Source organism: Agromyces sp. NPDC052230 (genome assembly GCF_040679595.1).
Lineage (GTDB): Bacteria > Actinomycetota > Actinomycetes > Actinomycetales > Microbacteriaceae > Agromyces.
Genome location: NZ_JBFAVC010000006.1, coordinates 265,523 through 287,425 on the forward strand (window position 1 = coordinate 265,523; position 21,903 = coordinate 287,425).

Sequence of the window (21,903 nt, forward strand, 5' to 3'; positions counted from 1 at the left end):
CTCAGCCGTCGCCGAGGAGTTTCGCCCATCCCTCGATGAGCACGACGAGCGCTGGATCGGTGTCGATGTCCCACTGGTGGCGGATCCAGTGCTGGTTCGTGCGGTCGAGCATCTCGAACGCGAGCACGCCGCGGAAATGCCGCGTGGCGGGATCGAAGCGGTCGGCGAGGTCGAGTCCGTCCTGGATGTCGCCGGCCACCTCCTCCGACCACTCGTCGACCAGCTCGCGAATCTCTGGCTCCACGGCGCTCGCGACGCTCGCCGAGAGGATGTACGGGCGGATGACCGGCCACCGGGCCGCCTGCTCCCTGATCCAGCCGCCGATCGCCTCGGCCGTACCGGCCCGCACCACGTCGACGAGCGCCGTGGCGGTGGAGCCGTGGGCGGGCGACTCGTGCCGCTCGAGGATGAGGTTCAGGCGATCGATGAGCGCGGCCATGATCGCCCGACGTGACGGGAAGTGCGCGTAGAACGTCACGCGCGTCGTACCCGCGGCGGCGGCGATGTCATCGATCGTCGTCGCCGCATAGCCCTTCGACTCGAACAGGTCGAGCGCGGTGTCGAGCAGGCGCTGGCGCGTCTGCTCCTTCTGTGCGACTCGGAGATTCGCCATGCGCTCAGCATAGCGAAGCGATCGTTGACCGTTCGCTCTGTAAGATCACTTGACATTGTGTAAATCTAGGTTCACGCTAGAGCAGTACCGGTCTGCCCCCAGACCGGGTGCACCAGGGCTCGAACCCACTCACGGAACAAAGGAGTTCTCTGCAATGTCCAGTGCCACCGCCACAGCCGGATCGGCCAAGGCGACCTTCGCCGCCGCGTACATCGCGGTCACCCTCGCCCAGATCACGAACGCGTTCCCCGGCGCGCTCAACGGCGCATTCGCCGCAGAATTCCAAGCCTCGGGAGCCGGCCTGACCTGGATCTCGTCGGTGTTCGTGATCGCGATCGTCGTGTTCGAGCTCACCTTCGGCGTGCTCGGCGACCTGTTCGGACGCAAGAAGCTCCTCTACGCCGGCGCGGCGTTCACGTTCGTGGGCACGCTCATCGCCGCCTTCGCCACGACCACCGGGATCATGATCCTCGGCCAGGCGATCGGCGGCATCGGCGCGGGCATCCTCTTCCCGATCTCGCTCTCGATGATCGCGGCGATCACCCCCGACCTTCGCGCGCGGGCCAGAGTCATCGCCACCTGGGCGGGCTTCCTCTCGCTCGGCGCGGTGATCTCCCCGGTGCTCGCGGGGATCACCGTGGAACTGTTCACGGTGCCCGGCGCCGAGCCCGGCGCACCGAACGTCTTCAGCGGCTGGCGCGTCGCCTACTACGTCGCTGCGGCGGTGGCGATCGTCGTCTTCGTCATCGCGCTCAGGTCGAAGGACTCGGCCGCCCCCGAGGGTCGCAAGCTCGACATCCCCGGACAGGTGACCCTCTCCCTCGGCCTCATCGCGGCGCTGAGTGCGACCGTGGTGGCCGTCGACGCGGGCTTCGGCGACCCGGTCGTCATCGGCGGATACATCGTCGGCGCGATCCTGCTCGTCGCCTTCGTCATCGTCGAGCTGAAGGCGAAGGTTCCGCTCATCCACCTGTCGCTGTTCAAGAACTCCTCGTACGCCATCACCAGCATCGTCGCGGTCACCGGCATGTTCGCGTTCCTCGCGATCGCGTTCTCGACGAGCGTGGCGGTCGGCGCCCTCGGCGGTGTCGAGACCTGGAAGATGGGCGTGCTCTTCGTCTTCATCCAGGGACCGGCGTTCCTCCTCATCCCGGTCGTGGGCTGGCTCATCCACCATGTCTCGCCGCGCTGGGTGCTCACCGCGGGGTTCGCGCTGATGGCCGCGAGCGGGTTCTGGATCTCGGGCCTCCCCCTCGGCACGCCCGAGGCCTTCGGCGGCACGCCGTGGACCGCCTTCATCGTGCCGCTGTTCCTGCTCGGCATCGGCTTCGCGCTCACCGTGGGGTCGATCACGGCCGTAGCCATCAACACCGTGGAGCCGAGCTACATCGGCATGGCCTCGGCCACGACCAACCTGCTCCGCGACCTCGGTTTCGCGCTGGGTCCGGTGGTCGGCTCCGTGATCGCGTTCAGCATCGGCGCGTCGATGTTCGCACCCCAGCTCGGCGGCATCCTCGCCGGGGCGGGCCTGCCGCCCGAGGCCGTCGCCGGACTCTCGCAGGTTCCGCCGCTCGGATTCCTCTCCGGCTGGGACGGCATCATCGCGCAGTTCTCCGCGGAGACGCTGGCGAGTGGGGCGCCGCAGCAGGCCGTCGACCAGGCGGTCGCCGGACTCACGAGCTCGCAGGGCGCCATCCAGGGTTCGGCCGGCGCCTCGCTCGGCACCGGGTTCCAGGCGGTCTACCTGATCGCGGGGATCGCCGCCACCATCTCGGCCGCGCTCACCCTGTTCATCAGCGGCAAGCGCACCGACGCTCCCGTCACGGACGAGGAGCTCGGCGAGGCGGTCGTCGAAGACGCCGTGGCCTGACCCGGCACAGCGAATGGGGCTCGGCGGGATGCCGAGCCCCATTCTGTTGTCCTCAGACGACGGCGGATGCCTCGCACAGGCGTCGAAGGCGCGGGATCGGGATCCGGTAGTTCAACGCGACCGCCGTCGCCGTGCCGTCGTCGTGGCGCCAGCGCAGGAGGGCCGGGCCTTCGGGCGCGCCGACGTCGCCGTCGATGACCTCAGGCTCGCCGACGAGGGGCGTGCGGCCCGCGACCCGCAGGTCGAGGTCGAACTGCTCGGTCCAGAAGTACGGCCTGGCATGGAGTTCGGATGACGCGTCACCGCGCAGCAGGGCGGCGGCAGCGACGCGGGCCTGCTCGATCGCGCTGTGCCAGATCGGGCTGCGTGCATGGCCCGCCGCCGTCGGCACCGCGGCGACATCCCCCGCGGCGACGATGTCGGGGCGGAGCCGGCCGCGGGAATCGACCGGGAGCGCGCCTCCGCTCGGCAGGCCGCTGCCGGCGAGCCACTCGGTGTTCGGGATGTCGCCGACCGCCGTGAGCAGCAGGTCGGCCTCGATGAGTCGACCGTCGGCGAGCTCTGCGACGGACCTCCCGCCGCGGTCGACGACCCGCGCGGCGGGCGTGACGATCAGCGTGAGTCCGCGGGCGAGGGCCGTCTCGGTGATCGTCTCGCCGAGGTGGGTGCCGAGCTGGCGCTCCATCGGCGGTTCGTTGGTGACGAGGGTCACGCGGCATCCGGCCTGGAGGGCACCGGAAGCGACCTCCATGCCGAGCGGACCACCCCCCACGACGACGAGGTCGGGGCGAGAGGTGATCCGCTCACGAAGCCGCATTGCGTCGTCGAGGGTGCGAAGCACGAGTTCGTCGGGGAGCGTTCCCAAGCGCCTCGCGCGTGAACCGCTGGCGATCACGAGTCCGTCGTACCCGAGCTCCGAACCGTCGTCGAGCATGAGCACGCGGCGTCCGGGGTCGAGTGCTGCCGCTGCGCGGCCCAACAGCTCGGTCGCGCCATGGTCGGGCGGCGGGAGCTCGTGCGAGGCGAGGTCGGCATCGCTTCGCAGCAACGCCTTCGAGAGGGCCGGCCGGCTGTACGCCGGTCGGCCCTCCGCACCGACGATTGTCAGGTCGCCGTCGAATCCGCCGGCTCGCAGCGTGTCCGCGGCGGTGAGCCCGGCGATGCCGTTGCCCACCACGACGATGTTCCTGGGCGGGGTCGCCATCGGCGACGCTCAGACGAGCCGGAGCGCGGCGACCGGGCAGGCACGCACCGCGGCACGGGCGCGCTCGAGCGCTTCGCCCTCGACCTCTGGGACGTCGATGACGAGGTCGGAGTAGTCGTCGAGGTGCATCAGGTCGGGCGCGGCCTCTTCGCAGAGGCCGTGGCCCTCGCAGCGCGGTCGGTCGAGTTCGATTCTCATGGTGGTGCTCTCCAGGTGGTGGGATCTCACGCGGGGACGACGTCGAGGACGTCGAGCTTCTCGATGCTTCGCGTGATGTTGCTGGGCACGCGCACCTCGTCGCCGAGGCGGAACGACCGGACGTGATTGGCGAGGGCGCGGATGACCGCGTGTCCTTCCATGCGGGCGAGGCCTTGCCCGGCGCATCCATGCGGGCCGTAGCCGAAGGTCAGGTGGTCGGTCGGGTTGCGCTTCACGTCGAAGGTGTCGGCGTCGTCGTAGTGGCGCTCGTCGTGGTTGCCGGCCCCGAACAGGATCGCCATGTGGGCGCCTTCCGGCACCAGCGCACCGTCGATCTCGACGTCGCGCGTCGCGCGCCGTCCCCAGGCGTGCACGGGCGGCCAGAAACGGAGGACCTCGGCGAACGCGGCCGGCACGAGCGACGGATCCTGCCGCACGAGCTCGAACTGCTCGGGGTGGCGTCCGAACAGAGCGACGATGTTGCCGATCGCGGCGATGGTCGTGTCGACCCCCGCGCCGAGGTACTGGTGGATGATGTTGCCGGCGGTGCCCTCGGGGATCTCGCCGCGATCCTGCGCGTCGAAGATGCCCCGACCGATGGAGCCCTCGGCGAGGTCGTCGCGGGTCACCTGGCTGCACCATCCGTAGAGCTCGCCGGCGATCGCGAAGTTCTCCATGGTGCGCTGGTTCATCGGGCCGATGACCTCCATGGCGGCCTGGCCCCAGCGCAGCATGTTCTCCTTCACCTGGCCCGTGAAGCCGATGAGATCGGCGACGATCTCGAGTGGGAACTCCCGAGCGAGTGCATCGATCGCCTCGAAGCTGCCCTCTCGAGCGAGCCTGGCAACCAGGGCGTCGGCCTTCTCGTTGATGGTGCCCTCCAGGCCGCGCAGGGCACGCGGGGTGAGGTTCGCCGACAGGGTCGCCCGCAGCTGCGTGTGCATGGGCGGGTCGGAGGCCAGCGAAGTTCCCTGGAGCGCCTCGTTGACGCCGTCGTTGAACCCGATCGCCTTGACCGACGAGAAGGTCTCGGGGTCGCCGAGTGCGTCGCGGATCACGTCGTAGCGGGTGAGCGCGTACACGTCATTCGCCGGCAGGTGCACGACGGCGCCGAGTTCGCGGAGGGCCTCGTAGGTCGGGTACGGATCAATCAGGACGTCGTCTGCGAAGAGATCGATGTCCGAGGTCGCGGGTGATGATGCCATGGTTCCTCCTCATTGAGTGGCCGGCGGTCGTCGTCGACAATTGGCTTACATACAGTAAAGCGAGTCGCATGTCATTACGCAAGTCCACTTGACATTCTGTAAAGCGAGTGTCAGGATGGTTCGCACACCGCCGCTCGACGAGCGGGTATGTCGCGCTCAATGGAGAGGAACCGTCGGTTGAACGGCATCGTCAATACCGTCCTCGGCCCTGTACCCGCCGATCGGCTCGGGGTCATCTCGGTACACGAGGCGCTCCTCTCGGTCGTACCCGGCGCTGAGCACGCCTTCGACATCACGATCGACCGTGCCGACATCTTCGATCGGCTGGCGGCGAAGCTCCGCGACTTCCGCAACCACGGCGGCGGCACGATCGTCGACAGCACGGGGATGTTCCACGGTCGCGACGTGCGGCTCTACGAAGCCCTCTCGCGCTCGACCGGCGTGCACCTCGTCGCCTCCACCGGCATGGGGCCTGAGGAGATGCTCGGCGGCTACTTCCTCACCCCGCAGACGAATCCGCCGACGCCGTGGCCGGCCGAGAGGTTCGCCGACCTGTTCACGAGGGAGATCGACGAGGGCATGGTGATTCCTCGGGTCGAGCGGCGGGGCGCTGCCGGCCTCGTCACCACCACGGCGACCCGCGAGGGAACGACGGCCACCGATGAGAGCCTGCTCCGCGGCGCTGCGCGCGCCGGCCTGGCCACTGGTGCGCCGGTCTCCATCCGCTTCGGACACGACGCCGTCCACGATCTCGAGATCGTGCTCGACGAGCACCTGCCGGCCGACCGCGTCGCCGTCGGCGGACTCGACCGCAGGGACGCGGTCGCCGCAGGCGCCCACCTCGAGATCGCCGGTCGCGGCGCGTTCGTCGGCGTCGACAACGTCGGACGCAACGACGACGATCACGTGACCGACCGCGAACGGGCGGCCCTCGTCAGCGAGCTCGTCACGGTGGGTCACGGCGACCGGATCCTGCTCTCGAGCAGCGCGATCGGCGTCGCGAAGGGCCGGCCCGACGACGACCTGCCGTTCAGCCTGGTCCTGTCGGGGTTCGTCCCCGTGCTGCGGGCCACCGGTCTCGACGAGGCCGTCATCCAGCGGATCCTCGTGGACAATCCGCGCGAATTTCTCACGGTGAGGTAGGAACCACGTGTCGAGAGTCAACACCGTCCTGGGGCCGATCCCCACCGAAGAGCTGGGTTTCGTGGCCATCCACGAGCACATCGGATACGGCATGCCGGGTTCCGAGCTGGACACGACGTGGTGGAAGACACCCGAGCAGCGCTACGAGGAGACGGTGCCGAAGCTGCGCCGGTTCCACGAGCTCGGCGGCGGCACATTCGTCGATGCGACCGGCATCTGCAACGGCCGCGACGTCGACTACTACCAGTCGCTCTCCGCGAAGACCGGCGTGCACATCGTCGCGTGCACGGGCTTCGTCGGCGGCGATACCGCCCTGCCGTTCTTCGCGCGAGCGAGCGTCGAGTACCTCGCTGCGCAGTTCATCCACGAGATCACGGTGGGCATCGGCACGACCGGCGGCCGTGCCGGCATCATCAAGGTCGGCGTGAGCCGAGGCGGGCGGATGACCGACCTCGACAAGCGCATCTACCGCGCCGCCGCCCGGGCCTCCCTGGCTACGGGTGTGCCGGTCCTGACCCACCTCGCGATCGACGCCGAGAACGCGATCGACATCTTCAACGAGGAGGGCCTCCCCCTCGACCGCGTGCTGTTCGGGCACGTCGACGACGGCGTGAACGCCGACAAGACGCGCGACACGTGGATCGCCGAGCAGGGCGGCCGGATCGGCTTCGACACCTTCGGCTACGAGACGGAACTGCCCGACCCGCCCTTCTGGGCCCGGCCCCGCAAGGAACGGCTCGACCACTTCCTGCGCTTCATCGGCCAGGGCCACCTCGGCAGGGTGCTGGCCTCCGCCGACGCCAACTGCAGCCCGCTGGGCTGGCCGGGCGTGAAGGGCCACACCGTCAACTACATCTTCGAGGACCTCATCCCCGACCTCCGCGCCGCCGGCCTCGACGAGGCCACGATCACGACGATCTTCGTCGACAACCCCGCCGACTTCCTGGCCATCCAGAACTGAGAGAGAAGAACCATGGACATCACGAACCTCCGCGTCGCCACCGTCGGCGGCGGATACGGCGGCGCTGCCGCCGCCAAGGCCCTCAGCCTGCTCGGCGCCGACGTCGCCGTCTACGAGCAGGCGAGCCAGATCCGGGAGGTCGGCGCCGGCATCGGCCTGCGCCCCTCCACGATGGACCTGTTCCGCCAGTGGGGCGTCTTCGACGCCATCGCGAAGGTGAGCTCGCCGAGCGACTACTTCGAGATCCTCACCGCCACGGGCGACCCCATCATGAAGGACTCGTGGCCCGGTATGGAGGACTACGAGGTGAAGACGAACACGCACCTCATCCACCGCGGTGACTTCATCGAGGCACTCGTGGGCGTGCTGCCCGAGGGCATCGTGCACCTCGGCCACAAGCTGGAGCAGATCGAGGACCTCGGCGATCGCGCGGTGCTCACCTTCGCCAACGGAACCACCGCCGAGGCCGACCTCGTCATCGGCGCCGACGGCATCCGGTCGACGGTACGCCAGCAGCTGTTCAGCGACCAGCAGCCCGTCTTCGCGGGCGAGCACGCGTACCGCGCGGTGGTGAACGCCGACGAGGCCCACGGTCTCGTGGTCGACGACAACCTCCGCATGTTCGTGGGCCGCGGCACGAAGGTCTACGTGCTCCCCCTTCGCCATCGCGGCCAGATGTCCTTCGACGTCACCGCACTGAATGCCGACGGCACGTGGACGCCGGCGGTCACGAAGGACGACATGCTCGCGACCGTCGAGGGCTTCGACGAGCGGATCGTGAAGCTCGTGCGGGACCTCGACATGGACCGCGTCAACGTGCGCGCCGTCTACGACATCGACCCCGTCGACACCTGGCACTCCGACCGCGTCGCCCTGCTCGGCGACGCGGCCCACTCGATGTGCCACCACCAGGGACAGGGTGCCAACTCGGCGATCATGGACGCCGGCGGACTCGCCGAGGCGCTGCAGCAGGCCGACTCCGTCGCCCAGGCGCTGGCCGCCTACCAGGCCGCGCGCAAGCCCGTGACCGACGAGCTGCAGCGCATCTCGCGTCAGGGCTGGACCGAGGACGAGATCAACGACGTCTTCCCCGGCCAGAAGCCGTTGGCCCGGCAGCAGGCCTGAGACGCCATGCCGTTGCATCCCGAGATCGCCGAGGTCGTCGCCAGCCTGCCCGCGCCGCCGCCCGGCCCCATCGACCCGAGCATGCTTCGGGCCGCCGAGGAGGCGATGGTTCCCCGCCTGGAGCAACGGCTGCCGCTGCACGCCGTCGAGGACGTGACCGCCCAGACGGCGGTCGGCGAGGTGCCGGTGCGGATCTACACCCCGGCCGAGGCCGCGTCGTACGGCGTGCTCGTGTACTTCCACGGCGGGGCGTTCTTCCTCGGGAGCCTCGACACGCACGACCACGTCGCACGGTCGCTGGCCGCGGCGACCAGCCTCAGGGTGGTGTCGGTCGGCTATCGTCGCGCACCCGAGGCGGCCTTCCCGGCCGGCCTCGAGGACTGCTACGGCGTGGTGCGCTGGGTTGCCGAGCACGGCGAGCGCCTGCGGTGGAACGGCGAGACCCTGGCCGTCGTCGGCGACAGCTCGGGCGGCACGTTCGCCGCGGCCGTCGCCGCGATGGCGCACGACGACGGGTTCGACCGCATCACCCACCAGGTGCTGTACTACCCGTCGCTCGATCTCGACTTCGACGTCGACCGGTACCCCTCGCTCCGCGACAACGCCGAGGGCTACGGACTCGAGACCGCGGGTCTCCGGCCGTTCAACGCGTTCTACCTCGACAGCGGAGCCGACCCGGCCGATTCTCGCGTCTCCCCCATCAAGCGCCAAGCCCTCTCCGGCCTGCCGCCGGCCCTCATCGTCACGGCCGAGTTCGACCCGCTGCGCGACGAGGGCGAGCGCTACGGCGAGCGGCTGCGCGACGCCGGGGTCGACGTGATCGTCAGCCGGTACGCCGGGGCGAACCACGGGTTCGTGCAGAACTTCGCGTGGATCCCCGAGTACCAGCGCGTCTACGACGAGACCGCGGCCTTCCTCGGGGCGACGCGATGACGACGAAGATCCACCCGATCGCGGCGCCCTGGGGCCGCTTCCACCTGTACAGCTTCCTCATCGACGCACCGGAGCTCGCCATCGTCGACACGGGGGTGACCGACTCGGCCGCCGGTATGCCGCGTGCGCTCGAATCGTTCGGCCGGCGCATCGAGGACGTCCGCTGGATCCTGCTCACCCACGGTCACATCGACCACGTCGGCGGCGCGTTCGCGCTCTGGGAAGCGACGGGCCGCAGAGCGCACGTCGTCATCGGCGAACGGGACGCACCGTTCATCCGCTCGCGCCGGGCCCATGTCGACGAGTTCCTCGAGCTGCGTGGCGAATACCTCTCCGACCCCCAGGCCGCGGAGCGGAAGATCGCGGATGCCGAGCAGTCGATCTCCGGCGAGCTGGAGCCGACGCTGCTCGTGCGGGGCGGCGAGACGCTCGACCTCGGCGGCGTCGCGGTGTTGGTGCACGCCGTGCCGGGGCACACGCCCGGCGCGGTCGCGTACGTCGTCGAGGGCCAGGGCGACGTCTTCGTCGGAGACAGCGTGCAGTGCTACGGCGCGGCGAGCGGCTTCCCCGGGTACGAGGACGCCGTGGGTTACCGGAAGAGCCTCGAGTACCTGCGCGATGTGGTGGAGCCGCGGCACCTGTACCTCGGCCACCCCTACCGGCGCGCCGACGGCACCCCCTTTCCCGTCGAGCTCGATGAAGCCGAGGCATCCGAGGCGATCCAGGGCAGCCTCGACAACGAGGCGCGGATCCGTGCCGCCGTCGAGCGGTACCTCGCCGCCGGGCTCGCCGCGACGGATTCGCCGTACTCGCCGTTCCAGGCCGTCGCGGAGGAGCTCGGGTACACCGGCGATCCGACCCTCGAGCCGGCGCCGTTCTTCACGACGATGCACGCGTACCGCACGACATTCCCACCGCGATCCGGAAGGACGAAGGGCGAACGACATGGCTGAGATCCGCACGATCGACGCGGGCGGACGGACGATCACCGTTCACAAGGACCTCGAGATACCGATGCGGGACGGGGTGGCTCTCGTCGGCGACGCCTACGGCGAGTTCGACGGGACGCCGCGGCCGGCGCTCGTCGCGCTCAGCCCGTACGGCAAGGAGTTGCAGGCACTCGCCCTGACGACGCCGCCGCAGCGGCGTCCGAGCCCGATGTGGGACGGCTGCATCGAGGCCGGCGACATCGCCCGGGTCGTCGAGGAGGGCTACGTGCACGTCATCGGCGACCTCCGCGGATCGGGGGCATCCGAGGGCGAGCACATCGGCAACTACAACGCCGGAGGCGTGTCACTCGGCGAGGACGCGTACGACTTCATCGAGTGGGTGGCGGCGCAGCCCTGGTGCGACGGCAACGTTGGCATGATCGGCATCTCGTACTTCGGCTCGATGCAGGTGCTCGCCGCCGCCGAACGGCCGCCGCACCTCAAGGCGATCTTCGTCTCGGGGGGCCACTACGACTTCTACGAGACCACCTACCACGGCGGCATCATGTGGTTCATGCCGCGCGCGGCCCGCGAGGGGCGGGGTGGTGACTCGGGCTGGGCGTTCACCGACCGGGTGAAGTCCCGCATGCTCGAGCAGTACTCCCCCGATGCGCTGAAGGAGCTCGTCGCGAAGCGGCTGGCAGATCCGGATGTCGCCGCATGGCCGAACCTCGTGCACGTGCTGCACTATCCCAAGAACCACGAGGCCTGGTTCGACATCGTGATGAACGAGTTCGACGGCGAGTGGTACGAGGAACGCAATCCCATCACGCTGGCTCCGAACATCGACATCCCGGTCTGGCTGCAACTCGATCAGGGCCGCGGATGGACCCTCGACGGCACCATCGAGCTGTTCCACGCGTTGAAAGGGCCGAAGAAGCTCGACATCGGCCCGTACCCGCCGATGCAGTCGCGTCCCCTCATCGAGGAGCACGACAAGATGTTCCGCTGGTACGACTACTGGATCAAGGGCATCGACAACGGCGTCATGGACGAACCCGCCGTGAGCGTGTTCGTCGAGGGCTCGCGAGAGGTGGTGACCGCCGACCAGTGGCCGCCCAAGCCGATCGAGTACCGGCCCCTCTACCTGCGACCTCGCCGCCGCCTCGCCTCCGAGCCCGAGCGCATGGGCGCCGAGCATGCCGCCCCCGACGGCTTCTACCAGGCCCCGCTCACCGTTACCGACAAGGTCGAGATCCTCGACTGGGCCACGGCTCCGTTCGAGGAACCCACCGAGCTGATCGGCACGGGTGCCGCACATCTGTTCGTCGAGATCGACCAGCCCGACACGAACCTCATCCTGCGCCTGTGGGATGCCGCGCCGAACGGGTCACGGCAGCTCATCACGACCGGCTACCTCAAGGCCTCGCATCGCGAGCTCGACGACCGCACCACCGAGGGCAACCCCTACCACCCGCACACCCGCGTGGTGCCCGTCGAGCCGGGCAAGATCGAGGAGTACGTGCTCCGCCTCTACCCCTTCGCGGCCACGTTCCAGCCCGGCCACCGCATGGTCGTCGAGCTCTCGAACGCCGAGCCGCTCGCCGACGAGCACAACGCCCTGCTGCCGCCCGACGCGTTCCACCTCCCCGTCGGCCGGCCTGTCACGCACAAGGTCTACCGCGACGCCGCCCACCCATCACGCCTCGTGCTGCCGTTCACCACGAACGTCAGTTGACGGATGCCCCGGGCCGCCGCATCCGGAACCGCGCGTCCTCGCTGATCGTGAAGTAGTCGGCCGGTCCCCCGCCGCGGAGGATCGGCTCACCGGCCACCGTGTCGTAGATGCCGCTCGCCACGAGGTCGCGTCGGATGTGGATCATGACCGCCTCGCCGAGCACGAGCCAGGAGTCGAGGTCGGCGCCCGAGGCATCCGTCAACCGATGGATCGCGCTCACCCGGCACTCGAACGCGACCGGGGACGCAGCGACCCTCGGCGGCGCGACGAGCGATGACGGCGCCGACTCGAGCCCGGCCAACTCGAACTCGTCGACGTCGCCGGGCACCTCGGCGGAGCTGGCGTTGACCGCCTCGGCGAGCGAGCGGGTCGCGAGGTTCCACACGAACTCGCCCGTCTCGGCGATGTTGGCGACGGAGTCCTTCCAGCGCAGGCTCGAGAAGCCCACGATCGGCGGTCGGTAGTTGAAGAGGTTGAAGAAGCTGTACGGCGCGAGGTTGCGGGTGCCGTCGGCGGCGAGCGACGAGATCCAGCCGATCGGGCGCGGCGCGACGATGAGGTTGAGCGGGTCGTGCGCGAGGCCGTGGCCGAGTCGCGGCTCGTAGCTGTGCAGGTCGCTCACCGGTCCAGACTATGCGGGCAGGCCGGCCGCGAGCTCGTCGAACACCGCATCCGCGTCGCGCTCCCGGGCGAGCGGCGCGGCCTGCCCCGCCCAGAGCGACTGCAGTTCACCGACGCCGCGTCGCCCGGCCTCGGCGCGGAACCGCCCGGTGAGCCAGTTCTGCACGGGGAACGGCGCGATCGCTCCCGCGGCCTCGATGGTGCGGATGGCACGGTTCGGGATGCCCCGTGCGAGGCGTCCGCTCATCGCGCGCGTGAGCACGGTGCCATGAGCCGTGGCCTGCGTGATCGCCCGCCGGTGCGCGTCGTTCGCCGCCGACTGCTCGGTACGCAGGAATGCCGTGCCGACCTGCACCCCCGAGGCGCCGAGCGCGAAGGCGGCGGCGACACTCCGCCGGTCGGCGATGCCACCGGCCGCGATCACGGGCACGTCGACCGCGTCGGCCACCTGCGGCACGAGGGCGAAGATGCCGACGAGGGATTCCTCGGCCGGCCGCAGGAACGACACGCGGTGCCCGCCGGCCTCCGGCCCGGTCGCCACGACCGCGTCGACCCCGCCGCGCTCGAGGGCGAGCGCCTCGTCGACGGTGGTGGCGGTGCCGAGCACGGCGATGCCCTGTTCGTGCGCTGCCGCGATCACCGCTGCCGATGGAACGCCGAACACGAAGCTCACGACCGCCGGCCGCGCCTCGAGCACGGCCTCGAACTGCGCCTCGAAGAGCGGAAGGAACCGATCGGGCCGCTCGGGCAGCTCGAGCCCGAGTTCGTCGAAGAACGGCCGCAGGGCCTGTGCGTAGCGGGAGAAGTCGTCGGCGGACACCTGCTCCACCTCGTCGTTCGGCAGCCAGAGGTTGAGCGCGAAGGGCCGGCCGGTCGCCGCCCGCAGCGCTGCCGCCGCCTCGAGGATGCGATCGGCGTCGTACCCGTACAGCCCGTACGAACCGAGTCCACCGCGTTCGCTCACGGCGGCGGTGAGCTCGATCGACGAGAGCCCGCCGAAGGGCCCGAGCACGATCGGCCGCTCGACGCCGAGCAGTTCCACGAGGTCACGCATCGTCGGTCTCCTGTTCGGTGGGCACCGCGCCGCAGTGCCAGCACGGTCGGCTCGCGGCATCCGGTGCGCCCTCGTTCATCGCGCCGCACTCGGGGCACACGCGCCCGAGCCAGCAGACCGCGTCGCCGGACTCAGCGGGCATCGGCCGCCGCCGTCTGCGGTGCGGTGGGGCTCGAGCGCGTCCAGCCGAGCTCGTCGCCGAGGTCGAAGTAGTGCTTGAAGCTATAGATGAGGGGCTGCCAGGCGCGCGGGTCGATGTGGTCGCCCTCGGCGACGATGCCCGCCGCGGCGTGCACGCGCACGACCTCCGCCTCGACGAGCACGTAGTCGTCGCTCCAGCCGGGCGTCATCCGGCGCACCTCGGCCTCGAACTGCAATGCGCACTCCCGCACGCGCGGCGGCGTCACGAGATCGGATGCCTCGGCGTGCAGGCCCGCAGCCGCGAACTTCTCGGGGTCGTGGCGATACCGGTCGGCCTTCGCCGACGGCACGGGGTGGCGTGCGGTCAGGGCGGCGAGGCGCTCGACCGCCTCCCAGTGCGACCCCGAGGGGAAGTTCACCGTGAGCTCGGGCCGCCGCCGCAGGTTCTCGACGGTCTGCCCGTCGGTCTCGATGCCGAGCACGAGCATCTGCCCCAGCGCCCAGTACGACGACGCGGGTGCCAGGTTCGGCGAGCCGTCGGGGTTCTCACTGGCGACGAGGAACACGGGCGTGCCCACGTACAGGATCTTCGGTCGGATGACGCGGCGGCCCTCGGTGGGCTCGCCGATGTCGTTCGCCTGGTTCACGCGGTTCAAGCCTCCAGTCCGCTGAGTTCGGTCGGCGCCAGCCAGCGGTCCCCCTCGCGCACCGCGGGCAGCACGTCGACCACGATCGTGGGATCGTTCGATTCGATCGCACCGCGCACACGGGGGCCCGAGCGGTCGTCTGACGGGTCCACCGCCACGCCGCTCGCCACGAGCGCCTCGGCGTCGAGCACCACCACGACCACCGGGAGCCGCAGGTCGGCGTACCGCTCGTCGAGCACCTGCTGCACGCGCGCGGCGTCGCAGGTGCGGATGTACCCGTCGTCGTCGAGCGAACGTCCGCGGGTCGAGACCTCGTACTGGCCGAGGAGCTGGCTCATGCCCCAGTCGTCCTCGATGGCGATGTGGTGGAGGCGTCGGTCGGCCACGTCAGCCCGCCGCTCGGAGGTGGGCGAGGGTGAGCCCGATCGGGATGCTGATGATCAGCGCGGCGAGCACGACCCGGTAGGCGACGGCGCGTGCGAGCGCCCGGTGCGCCCAGGTCGCGGCCATCGCGGCGACCAGCGCCGCCAGCAGCAGGATGCCGCCGAGGTCGACGACGATGGGCGCCGCCGTGAACGTGCCGACGATGACGAGCAGGTTGCCGAGGTTCCAGCCGGCCAGCGTCGCCCGAAGGCGAGCCGCCGAGGCATCCGTCGTTCCGAGCACCCGATGTTGGGCGGCGAGGCAGCACTGCGCGACGCCGGCGACGAGCACGAGGTAGGCGGCGAGCCAGCTGCCCTTCGGAAGCTCGAGCGGACCGGTGATGGCGGCGACGAGGCCGCCGACGATGACGAGGGCGACACCGAGTGCGAACCCGGTGCGGCCGACCCGGTCCACGGGTGCCGTTATCTCAGCCCCGTCGGGCGCGAGGGAATCTCGCACGCTGAGGGACTCATGTCGGAGTGTCACGTCCCGCTCACCGTCCTCGGTTGATTTAACCGAAACACTATCCGGTTAAATCGGTTAGCGTGGAAGTATGACGACGGGGGACCTGCAGGACCGAGCCGACATCGGCACCCTCGTCGACGAGTTCTACACGCGGGCATTCGCCGACCCGCTCATCGGCCCCATCTTCACCGACGTCGCGAAGATGGACCTCGACCACCACCGGCCCATCATCTGCGACTTCTGGGAGACCGTGCTCTTCAACGCGGGCCTCTACCGGCGCAACGCCCTCCAGGTCCACGTCGCGCTGAACGGTCGATTTCCGCTGCTGCCCGAGCACTTCGAGCGCTGGATGCAGCTCTGGGTGCACACCGTCGACGAACTGTTCAGCGGCGAGAGGGCCGACCTCGCGAAGGTGCAGGCCGAGCGCATCGCGGGCTCCATCGGCCGTCGCCTGCAGGGGCGGTCGGGGAGCGAATTCGAGAGCATCGGCCTCCGGGAGCCAGCGGATGCCCCGTGAATCCGTCACGGGCGACGTGCACGCGGTGCTCGCCTCCCGCAGCCGACGCCAGGTGCTGCACACGATCGAACGCTCCCAGGAACCGGTCGACGCCCTCACCATCGCCACGGAACTCGGACGGCACGTGACCACCGTGCGCTTCCACCTCGACCAGCTCGAAGCCGCGCACCTCGTGCGACGCCAAGTCGGCGCCGAACCGCGGCGCGGGAGGCCGCGCATCCGCTACGTCGCCGCATCGAGCACCGAGGGAGACAGCCGCGAGCAGCTCATCGAGGTGCTCGCGCAGGCACTCGCCGAGCGAGCCGACGGGCGGTCGCGGTCGGTGGAGGCCGGACGCCGATGGGCCGATGCGCTCATGCCGGCCGAGCCCGAACCGGGTGACGTCGACGACGTCGACACCCTCGTGCGCGTGCTCGACATGCTCGGCTTCGACCCGGAGGTCGCCGGTGGCGAGGTCATCCGGCTGCGCGCGTGCCCGTTCCGCGATGCCGCGCGCGACCACCCCCAGGTGGTGTGCTCGGTGCACCGGGGACTCATCGAGCAGCTGATGGAGCACCGCGGCTCCGATCGCCGCGCCGAGCTCCTCCCCTTCGTCGAACCCGAGCTGTGCCTCGTCACGCTCGCCGCCTCTCCGGGCAGACGTACGCTGGACGAATGACTGACCCCGTGCTCATCGGTCCGGTGGACCCGCCCGACGTGCACGTGATGACCTACAACGTGCGCCGCCGGTTCCGCAACCTCCGCCCCGGCAGCCCCGATCGCTGGGACCGCCGCAAATGGCTCCTTCGCCGCATCCTCGCGGCCGAGCAGCCCACGGTGCTCGGCGTGCAGGAGGCCTTTGCCGATCAGGTGCACTTCGTCGCCGACTCGCTGGGCCAGCACTACGAGTGGGTCGGACACGGGCGCAACGCCTCGGGCGAGGGTGAGCGCTGCACGATCTTCTACGACACGAAGCGCCTGACGCTGTCGAGATGGCATCAGCGCGCCCTCTCGGCGACCCCCGACACGCCCGGGTCGCGCAGTTGGGGCAACGTCGTGCCGCGCATCGTCGTCTCCGCCCACTTCACGGATCTCGCGACCGACCGTCGTCTCGGCGTGTTCAACACGCATTTCGACCATGTCTCCCGGAAGTCCAGGAACGCGGCCGCCCTCATGATCCGGGAACTCGTCGTCGCTGAGCACGAAGCCGACCCCGAGGCCGGCTTCGTCGTGATGGGCGACCTCAACGCCGACGCCGGCTCGGTCGTGCACCGACGGCTCGAGGGCGACGGCGTGCTTCGAGATGTGTGGGATGCCGCCGAGGAGCGCATCAGCCCGCAGTGGGGCACGTTCTCGAACTACCGCCGGCGCCGCGTGGGCGGCAAACGCATCGACCTGATCCTCGCGGGGGCGGGCTTCGAGGTGCTGCGCACGGGCATCAACGCCGTGCGCTTCGAGGGCGCCGCGGCATCCGACCACGAGCCGGTGCAGGCCGTGCTGCGATTCACCGAGCTCCCCGCAGCGGCATCGCACGACTGACTCGCGTCGGCGTCGGTCGGGTCAGCCGACGGACGGCTCGGCGTCTCGTTTCACCGTCGCGAGCATGCGGCGCGTGGCGATGACATGTGCCCGCGTGCCGACGAGCATCGTGCGGTAGAGGCGACCCGAGGCTCGGGGGAATGCGGCGCGGGTCTCTGCGCGCAGGCGGCTCCTGCCGTCACCGACGTCGTCGAGGCGGAAGACCAGCTCGTAGTCGGAGTACCGGTGCCGGCCCGCCAGCGCCAGTTCCGCGAGCTCCTCGACGGCGACGACGTGGAACCCCGGCACGGTCGATCCGACAGCAAGCGGGCGTGGGCCGGATGCCTCGGTGTCGAGACATCCGAGGAATCGTGCCAGCCGACCCGGCCCCGCATGCTCGACCATGCGCAGCAGCGCCGGCCATGCCGTGTCGCGGCCCGCATCGATGACCACGGCATGCTCGTCGACCAGCGCCGCCGACGCCGGCGCGCTCATGCGTCGACCACCGGTCGCTCGGAGGCCCGCGCAGCGCGGCGCAGCAGGCGGAATCGCACGACACCGCGGATGTCCCGTCCGTGAAGGCACGGCTCTGCCCACGAGCGGGCATCGTCGGATGCCTCGCGGTTGTCGCCGAGCACGAGGTACCTGCCGGGCGGCACCTCGAACGCGCCGCGGTAGGTGCCCGACGCGCTCGCATACGGCTCGTCGAGCGGCTCACCGTTCACGTGCACGACGCCGCCCGATCCGAACCCGATGCGCTCACCGGGAAGGCCGATCAGTCGCTTGACGAGCGTCGCCCCGCGTTCGCGCGACCGGAACACCACGATGTCGCCCCGTCGCAGTCGCTCGAGGCGATGCACGCAGGTCGTGAGCAGCAGGTCGCCCGACTCGAGTGCCGGGCGCATCGAATCCGAACGCACCAGGGTCGTGAACATCACGAACCGGTTGATGAGCAGCGCCCCGACGGCCACGGCGGCGACCGCGACGAGGGCGACGACCCAGCCGAGCTCAGCGGAGGCCACGTCAGTGGTGATGCTCGTGATGGCCGACGTGCTCGTGCTCGCTGTGCTCGTGCTCCTCGTGCCCGTGCTCCCCGTGCCCATGCTCCTCCCCCTCGGCGAAGTGGAAGAAGTCGACGTACGCCGCGATGAAGGCGCGGCCGGCGGTGACATCGTCGACGTCGAAGTCCTTCGTCGCGAGCACACGTTCGAACCGCTCGCGCAGCTCCTGCAGCTCGGCTTCGGAGAACATCCCCTCGAGCGGTTCCATGCTCCCGGTCGCCACGCAGCGATCGGCCGCCGCGACCGCGTCGTCGATGGGCGTGCCCGCCGGCTTGACGCCGTCGTACGGCGCGCCCTCACCGGCGCGGTGCAGCCGCACGAGCGTCTCCAGGAAGTACTGATCGGCCAGCTCGCGGGCGTCGTCCCCGAGGTCGCGAACTCGTCGGGCGAGCTCGAACGCCTTCGTCAGCTCGGCTTCGTGCGGCTCGCCGATCCACTTGAGCGCGTGGTTCAGGTTGCCCGATTCGAGCGCTCGTCGCCCATCGGCGACGGTCGGGCCGTCCATCGTGTCGCAGTGCGCGCGCGCGGTCTGCGGCACCATGAGTGCGAGTGCGACGGATGCCGCGGCGAGCGCCGCCACCCCGAGTACCAGAAGCATGCTCATGCCGATCGCTCCTTCCGGCCGGCGCGGAGCCGACGCCCTCCGACCAGCCTAGGACGGCAGCGGCGAACCGGCCAGCGTCAGCGATCCACCTCGATGACGCGGGTCTCGTCCCACGGCTCCGACCATCCGAGCTCGTCGAACATGCGGTCCAGCACGATCGCGGTGAAGCCCCAGATGATCCGTCCGTCGACGGTGAAGGCCGGCGCGCGGAAGACGTGGCCCTCGACGGTGTGCGCCGTGCTCCCCCGGTTCGCGGGGTCGAGCAGGTCGCCGACGGGCACCCGGAACACCTCCACCGACTCGTCGTGATCGACGGCGGCCACCTCCGAGGGACGCCTCCACCACGCGGGCACGGGCGTGACGAGGTGATTGCTGATGGGGAGCGGCATCGCGGGCAGCAGGCCCAGGGGCTCGACGCCGTCGGGTTCGACGCCCGTCTCCTCGGCGGCCTCTCGCAGCGCTGCGGCTACCGGACCGGCATCGGATGCCTCGAGCCGCCCGCCGGGGAAGGCGATCTGTCCGGGGTGGCTGCCGAGCGTCGCCGCGCGGCGCAGCAGCAGCACGTCGAGGTCGCGAGGCACGTGGCCGTTGGATGACGCGGGCACGGAGTCGAGCACCCCGAACAGCACGAGCACCGCGGCCGGGCGAGCGCTCGAGACATCGGGAAGCACTCGCGGCATGTCGAGCGACCAGTCGAGGCCGCGCTCGCACAGGGCCACGAGCTCCGCGCGGGGGTCGGCGGTCATCGGGGGCATGGTTCCACCCTACGGAGTTCCGACACGTGGTCGGCAGGGCAGGGGCGCTCGACGGCTGCGCTACGCCGACGGCTCGAGCCGCTGCGGCCCGACACCCGACTCACCGAGCGCGTCGTCGGGGTTCAGGAGCCCGCACGCCTTCATCGAGAGGCAGCCGCAGCCGATGCATCCGGTCAGCTCGCGCTCGAGCCGTTCGATCGCAAGCCGGCGCTCCTCGAGCTGCTTCTTCCATCGACGGGAGGCGCGCTGCCAGTCCTCGTGGCTCGGCGTCGTGTCGAGGGGCACGTGGGCGAACACCGCCTGCACGTCGGTGAGCGGGATACCGAGCCGCTTCGCCACCGAGATGAGCGAGATGCGTCGGAGCATGTGCCGCGGGTAGCGACGCTGGTTGCCGTCGGACCGCAGCGAGGCGATGAGACCGAGGTCTTCGTAGAAGCGAAGGGCGGATGCCGCGACCCCCGTACGCCGGCTCATCTCGCCGATCGTCATGAGCTCGTCGGGGGCGTGCTTCGTCGCATGCTCCGCCGCGGTGGCGACGTCATGCGTGCGCGACATCCGATGACCTCCGATTTGACTTCAAGCATACTTGAGGTCTTACGTTGGGACCATGCGCGTGTTCACCCTGGTGGTTCCCCGATGACCTACGTGATCGCACTGCCGTGCGTCGACCTGAAGGACAAGGCCTGCATCGACGAGTGCCCTGTCGACTGCATCTACGAGGGTGAACGCAGCCTCTACATCCACCCTGACGAGTGCGTCGACTGCGGTGCCTGCGAACCCGTGTGCCCCGTCGAGGCGATCTACTACGAAGACGATCTCCCCGATGTGTGGGCCGACTACTACAAGGCCAACGTCGAGTTCTTCGACGACCTCGGCTCGCCCGGCGGCGCCGCGAAGGTGGGCATGATCGCCAAGGACCACCCGCTCATCGCCGCACTGCCGCCGCAGGGCGGCCACGAGTGACGAACGACGGCACGACGGATGCCGCGGCCGTCGGCGGTGATGCGGCTCCCACTGCCGAGGCCGACCCCGCCGCAGCCGAGGCTGCCCGTGCCGCGGCCCTCAAGGACGTCTTCCGCCTGCATCCGGCCGCCGTCACCCTGATCACCGCGTCGACGCCCCGGGGCCCGGTCGGGCTCACGGCGTCGAGCGTGGCATCCGTCGCCCTCGATCCGCCGACCGTCTCGTTCTCGGTGACGCGCGCCACGGGGTCTGCCGGGGGCCTCCTCTCGGCCGACACCATGCTCGTGCACTTCCTCGCCGACCGTCACGCCGACCTCGCTCGGGCGTTCGCGCACTCGGGCGCTCCGCGTTTCACCCGCGAGCAGGGCTGGACCACGCTCGCGACCGGTGAGCCGCTGCTGCCCGATGCCCGCGCGGCGTTCCGGTGCCGGGCGCTGCACGTCGTCGCGGTGGGCAGCTCCTCCCTCGTCGTGGCCGAGGTGCTCGACGTGCTGCAGGGCGTCCCGGGCGATCCGCTGCTCTACCACGACCGCAGGTTCCACGCCTTCGACCCCGACGCCCCCGACCTCTGACCCACTCCACCTCGAAAGGAACGATCACCATGACCGCGTACACCCTCCCCGACCTGCCGTACGACTACGCTGCGCTCGATCCGCACATCTCGGCGACCATCATGGAGCTGCACCACTCCAAGCACCACCAGGCCTACGTGACCGGCGCGAACACGGCGCTCGAGCAGCTCGCCGAGGCTCGTGAGGCGGGCAACCTCGCGAACGTGAACAAGCTCGAGAAGGACCTCGCGTTCAACCTCGGCGGGCACGTGAACCACAGCGTGTTCTGGCAGAACCTCTCCCCCGAGGGCGGCGGCGAGCCGCAGGGCGAGCTGGCCGCGGCGATCGGCGACGCGTTCGGCTCGTTCGAGAAGTTCCAGGCGCACTTCACCGCGACCGCGCTCGGCGTGCAGGGCTCGGGCTGGGCAGTGCTCGCGTGGGACTCGATCGGCGCCCGCCCGGTGGTCTTCCAGCTGTTCGACCAGCAGGGCAACGTGCCGCTCGGCGTGACGCCGCTGCTGCAGCTCGACGTGTGGGAGCACGCCTACTACCTCGACTACAAGAACGTGCGCGCCGACTACGTGAAGGCGTTCTGGAACATCGCGAACTGGTCGGATGTCGCGTCCCGCTTCGAGCGCGCCCGCACCGCGACGCAGGGACTCATCGTCCCGGGCGCGAACTGACC

28 protein-coding genes are annotated in these 21,903 nt (G+C 70.1%); 13 read left to right on the plus strand and 15 right to left on the minus strand.

Annotated features, from left to right (window positions below; genetic code table 11):
• Window position 1: 1 nt before the first annotated feature.
• Window positions 2–613 (minus strand): TetR/AcrR family transcriptional regulator, encoded by a 612-nt coding sequence (locus AB0K73_RS14890; RefSeq protein WP_360514442.1) that lies wholly within the window; start codon window positions 611–613, stop codon window positions 2–4.
• A 154-nt stretch (window positions 614–767) separates the two neighbouring features.
• On the opposite strand from AB0K73_RS14890, the gene AB0K73_RS14895 reads away from it, so the two are divergent.
• Complete coding sequence (locus AB0K73_RS14895) at window positions 768–2,483, plus strand: MFS transporter (RefSeq protein ID WP_360514445.1); 1,716 nt, start codon at window positions 768–770, stop codon at window positions 2,481–2,483.
• Window positions 2,484–2,535: 52 nt separating this feature from the next.
• Here the strand turns inward: AB0K73_RS14895 and AB0K73_RS14900 are convergent, their stop codons facing one another.
• From AB0K73_RS14900 to AB0K73_RS14910, 3 genes are read right to left on the minus strand one after another with little or no spacing between them, the layout of a single operon-like run.
• Window positions 2,536–3,687 carry an NAD(P)/FAD-dependent oxidoreductase gene (locus AB0K73_RS14900; RefSeq protein ID WP_360514448.1) on the minus strand — a complete coding sequence of 384 codons (1,152 nt, stop codon included), beginning with the start codon at window positions 3,685–3,687 and terminating at the stop codon, window positions 2,536–2,538.
• Window positions 3,688–3,696: 9 nt separating this feature from the next.
• Window positions 3,697–3,885 (minus strand): ferredoxin, encoded by a 189-nt coding sequence (locus AB0K73_RS14905; protein ID WP_360514451.1) that lies wholly within the window; start codon window positions 3,883–3,885, stop codon window positions 3,697–3,699.
• A 26-nt stretch (window positions 3,886–3,911) separates the two neighbouring features.
• The gene (locus AB0K73_RS14910; protein WP_360514454.1) at window positions 3,912–5,090 is read right to left on the minus strand and encodes a cytochrome P450; all 1,179 of its coding nucleotides are present in this window, start codon (window positions 5,088–5,090) and stop codon (window positions 3,912–3,914) included.
• 177 nt (window positions 5,091–5,267) lie between these two features.
• On the opposite strand from AB0K73_RS14910, the gene AB0K73_RS14915 reads away from it, so the two are divergent.
• From AB0K73_RS14915 to AB0K73_RS14940, 6 genes are read left to right on the plus strand one after another with little or no spacing between them, the layout of a single operon-like run.
• A complete protein-coding gene (locus tag AB0K73_RS14915; protein ID WP_360514457.1) occupies window positions 5,268–6,233 on the plus strand; it encodes a phosphotriesterase in 966 nt (321 codons plus the stop codon).
• Window positions 6,234–6,240: 7 nt separating this feature from the next.
• Window positions 6,241–7,194 (plus strand): phosphotriesterase, encoded by a 954-nt coding sequence (locus AB0K73_RS14920; protein WP_360514460.1) that lies wholly within the window; start codon window positions 6,241–6,243, stop codon window positions 7,192–7,194.
• 12 nt (window positions 7,195–7,206) lie between these two features.
• Window positions 7,207–8,319, plus strand: coding sequence for an FAD-dependent monooxygenase (locus AB0K73_RS14925; RefSeq protein ID WP_360514463.1), 1,113 nt, complete (start codon window positions 7,207–7,209; stop codon window positions 8,317–8,319).
• Window positions 8,320–8,325: 6 nt separating this feature from the next.
• Entirely contained in the window at window positions 8,326–9,252 is a 927-nt protein-coding gene (locus AB0K73_RS14930; RefSeq protein ID WP_360514466.1) for an alpha/beta hydrolase, read from the plus strand.
• Window positions 9,249–10,205: an MBL fold metallo-hydrolase gene (locus AB0K73_RS14935; RefSeq protein WP_360514470.1), complete on the plus strand. Its 957-nt coding sequence runs from the start codon at window positions 9,249–9,251 to the stop codon at window positions 10,203–10,205. The genes AB0K73_RS14930 and AB0K73_RS14935 overlap by 4 nt, the downstream gene beginning before the upstream one ends.
• A complete protein-coding gene (locus AB0K73_RS14940) occupies window positions 10,198–11,919 on the plus strand; it encodes a CocE/NonD family hydrolase (protein ID WP_360514473.1) in 1,722 nt (573 codons plus the stop codon). The genes AB0K73_RS14935 and AB0K73_RS14940 overlap by 8 nt, the downstream gene beginning before the upstream one ends.
• Here the strand turns inward: AB0K73_RS14940 and AB0K73_RS14945 are convergent.
• From AB0K73_RS14945 to AB0K73_RS14970, 6 genes are read right to left on the minus strand one after another with little or no spacing between them, the layout of a single operon-like run.
• A complete protein-coding gene (locus AB0K73_RS14945; protein WP_360514476.1) occupies window positions 11,912–12,541 on the minus strand; it encodes a flavin reductase family protein in 630 nt (209 codons plus the stop codon). The two genes, AB0K73_RS14940 and AB0K73_RS14945, sit on opposite strands and share 8 nt — an antisense overlap.
• Before the next feature lie 9 nt (window positions 12,542–12,550).
• Window positions 12,551–13,594: a DUF561 domain-containing protein gene (locus AB0K73_RS14950; protein WP_360514479.1), complete on the minus strand. Its 1,044-nt coding sequence runs from the start codon at window positions 13,592–13,594 to the stop codon at window positions 12,551–12,553.
• Window positions 13,587–13,736 (minus strand): hypothetical protein, encoded by a 150-nt coding sequence (locus AB0K73_RS14955; RefSeq protein ID WP_360514482.1) that lies wholly within the window; start codon window positions 13,734–13,736, stop codon window positions 13,587–13,589. Before AB0K73_RS14955 ends, AB0K73_RS14950 begins: the two co-directional genes overlap by 8 nt.
• Window positions 13,726–14,382 carry a flavin reductase family protein gene (locus tag AB0K73_RS14960; RefSeq protein WP_360514485.1) on the minus strand — a complete coding sequence of 219 codons (657 nt, stop codon included), beginning with the start codon at window positions 14,380–14,382 and terminating at the stop codon, window positions 13,726–13,728. The genes AB0K73_RS14955 and AB0K73_RS14960 overlap by 11 nt, the downstream gene beginning before the upstream one ends.
• A 5-nt stretch (window positions 14,383–14,387) precedes the next feature.
• The gene (locus AB0K73_RS14965; protein WP_360514488.1) at window positions 14,388–14,768 is read right to left on the minus strand and encodes a DUF952 domain-containing protein; all 381 of its coding nucleotides are present in this window, start codon (window positions 14,766–14,768) and stop codon (window positions 14,388–14,390) included.
• A gap of 1 nt (window position 14,769) precedes the next feature.
• On the minus strand, window positions 14,770–15,219 hold the full coding sequence (locus tag AB0K73_RS14970) for a hypothetical protein (RefSeq protein ID WP_360514491.1): 450 nt from the start codon (window positions 15,217–15,219) through the stop codon (window positions 14,770–14,772).
• 139 nt (window positions 15,220–15,358) lie between these two features.
• Here AB0K73_RS14970 and AB0K73_RS14975 point away from each other — a divergent pair, with 139 nt between their 5' ends.
• The 3 genes from AB0K73_RS14975 to AB0K73_RS14985 are packed head-to-tail and all read left to right on the plus strand — an operon-like array spanning window position 15,359 to window position 17,305.
• On the plus strand, window positions 15,359–15,787 hold the full coding sequence (locus AB0K73_RS14975) for a group III truncated hemoglobin (protein WP_360514494.1): 429 nt from the start codon (window positions 15,359–15,361) through the stop codon (window positions 15,785–15,787).
• Window positions 15,777–16,445 (plus strand): helix-turn-helix domain-containing protein, encoded by a 669-nt coding sequence (locus tag AB0K73_RS14980; protein WP_360514497.1) that lies wholly within the window; start codon window positions 15,777–15,779, stop codon window positions 16,443–16,445. Before AB0K73_RS14975 ends, AB0K73_RS14980 begins: the two co-directional genes overlap by 11 nt.
• Window positions 16,442–17,305, plus strand: a complete 864-nt coding sequence (locus AB0K73_RS14985; protein WP_360514500.1) for an endonuclease/exonuclease/phosphatase family protein — start codon at window positions 16,442–16,444, stop codon at window positions 17,303–17,305. The genes AB0K73_RS14980 and AB0K73_RS14985 overlap by 4 nt, the downstream gene beginning before the upstream one ends.
• A gap of 21 nt (window positions 17,306–17,326) precedes the next feature.
• Here the strand turns inward: AB0K73_RS14985 and AB0K73_RS14990 are convergent, their stop codons facing one another.
• From AB0K73_RS14990 to soxR, 5 genes are all read right to left on the minus strand, one after another.
• The gene (locus tag AB0K73_RS14990) at window positions 17,327–17,779 is read right to left on the minus strand and encodes a hypothetical protein (RefSeq protein WP_360514503.1); all 453 of its coding nucleotides are present in this window, start codon (window positions 17,777–17,779) and stop codon (window positions 17,327–17,329) included.
• Window positions 17,776–18,306: a signal peptidase I gene (lepB, locus tag AB0K73_RS14995; protein ID WP_360514506.1), complete on the minus strand. Its 531-nt coding sequence runs from the start codon at window positions 18,304–18,306 to the stop codon at window positions 17,776–17,778. Before lepB ends, AB0K73_RS14990 begins: the two co-directional genes overlap by 4 nt.
• Before the next feature lies 1 nt (window position 18,307).
• Complete coding sequence (locus AB0K73_RS15000; RefSeq protein ID WP_360514509.1) at window positions 18,308–18,949, minus strand: DUF6448 family protein; 642 nt, start codon at window positions 18,947–18,949, stop codon at window positions 18,308–18,310.
• Window positions 18,950–19,026: 77 nt separating this feature from the next.
• Window positions 19,027–19,695 (minus strand): CoA pyrophosphatase, encoded by a 669-nt coding sequence (locus tag AB0K73_RS15005; RefSeq protein WP_360514512.1) that lies wholly within the window; start codon window positions 19,693–19,695, stop codon window positions 19,027–19,029.
• A gap of 69 nt (window positions 19,696–19,764) precedes the next feature.
• Entirely contained in the window at window positions 19,765–20,259 is a 495-nt protein-coding gene (gene soxR / locus AB0K73_RS15010) for a redox-sensitive transcriptional activator SoxR (RefSeq protein WP_360514515.1), read from the minus strand.
• 81 nt (window positions 20,260–20,340) lie between these two features.
• Here soxR and fdxA point away from each other — a divergent pair, with 81 nt between their 5' ends.
• The 3 genes from fdxA (at window position 20,341) to AB0K73_RS15025 (ending at window position 21,901) form a co-directional block, all read left to right on the plus strand.
• Window positions 20,341–20,667 carry a ferredoxin gene (gene fdxA / locus AB0K73_RS15015; RefSeq protein WP_360514519.1) on the plus strand — a complete coding sequence of 109 codons (327 nt, stop codon included), beginning with the start codon at window positions 20,341–20,343 and terminating at the stop codon, window positions 20,665–20,667.
• Between the two features lie 116 nt (window positions 20,668–20,783).
• A complete protein-coding gene (locus AB0K73_RS15020) occupies window positions 20,784–21,239 on the plus strand; it encodes a flavin reductase family protein (RefSeq protein ID WP_360514703.1) in 456 nt (151 codons plus the stop codon).
• A gap of 29 nt (window positions 21,240–21,268) precedes the next feature.
• Window positions 21,269–21,901, plus strand: a complete 633-nt coding sequence (locus AB0K73_RS15025; protein WP_360514522.1) for a superoxide dismutase — start codon at window positions 21,269–21,271, stop codon at window positions 21,899–21,901.
• Window positions 21,902–21,903: the final 2 nt, after the last annotated feature.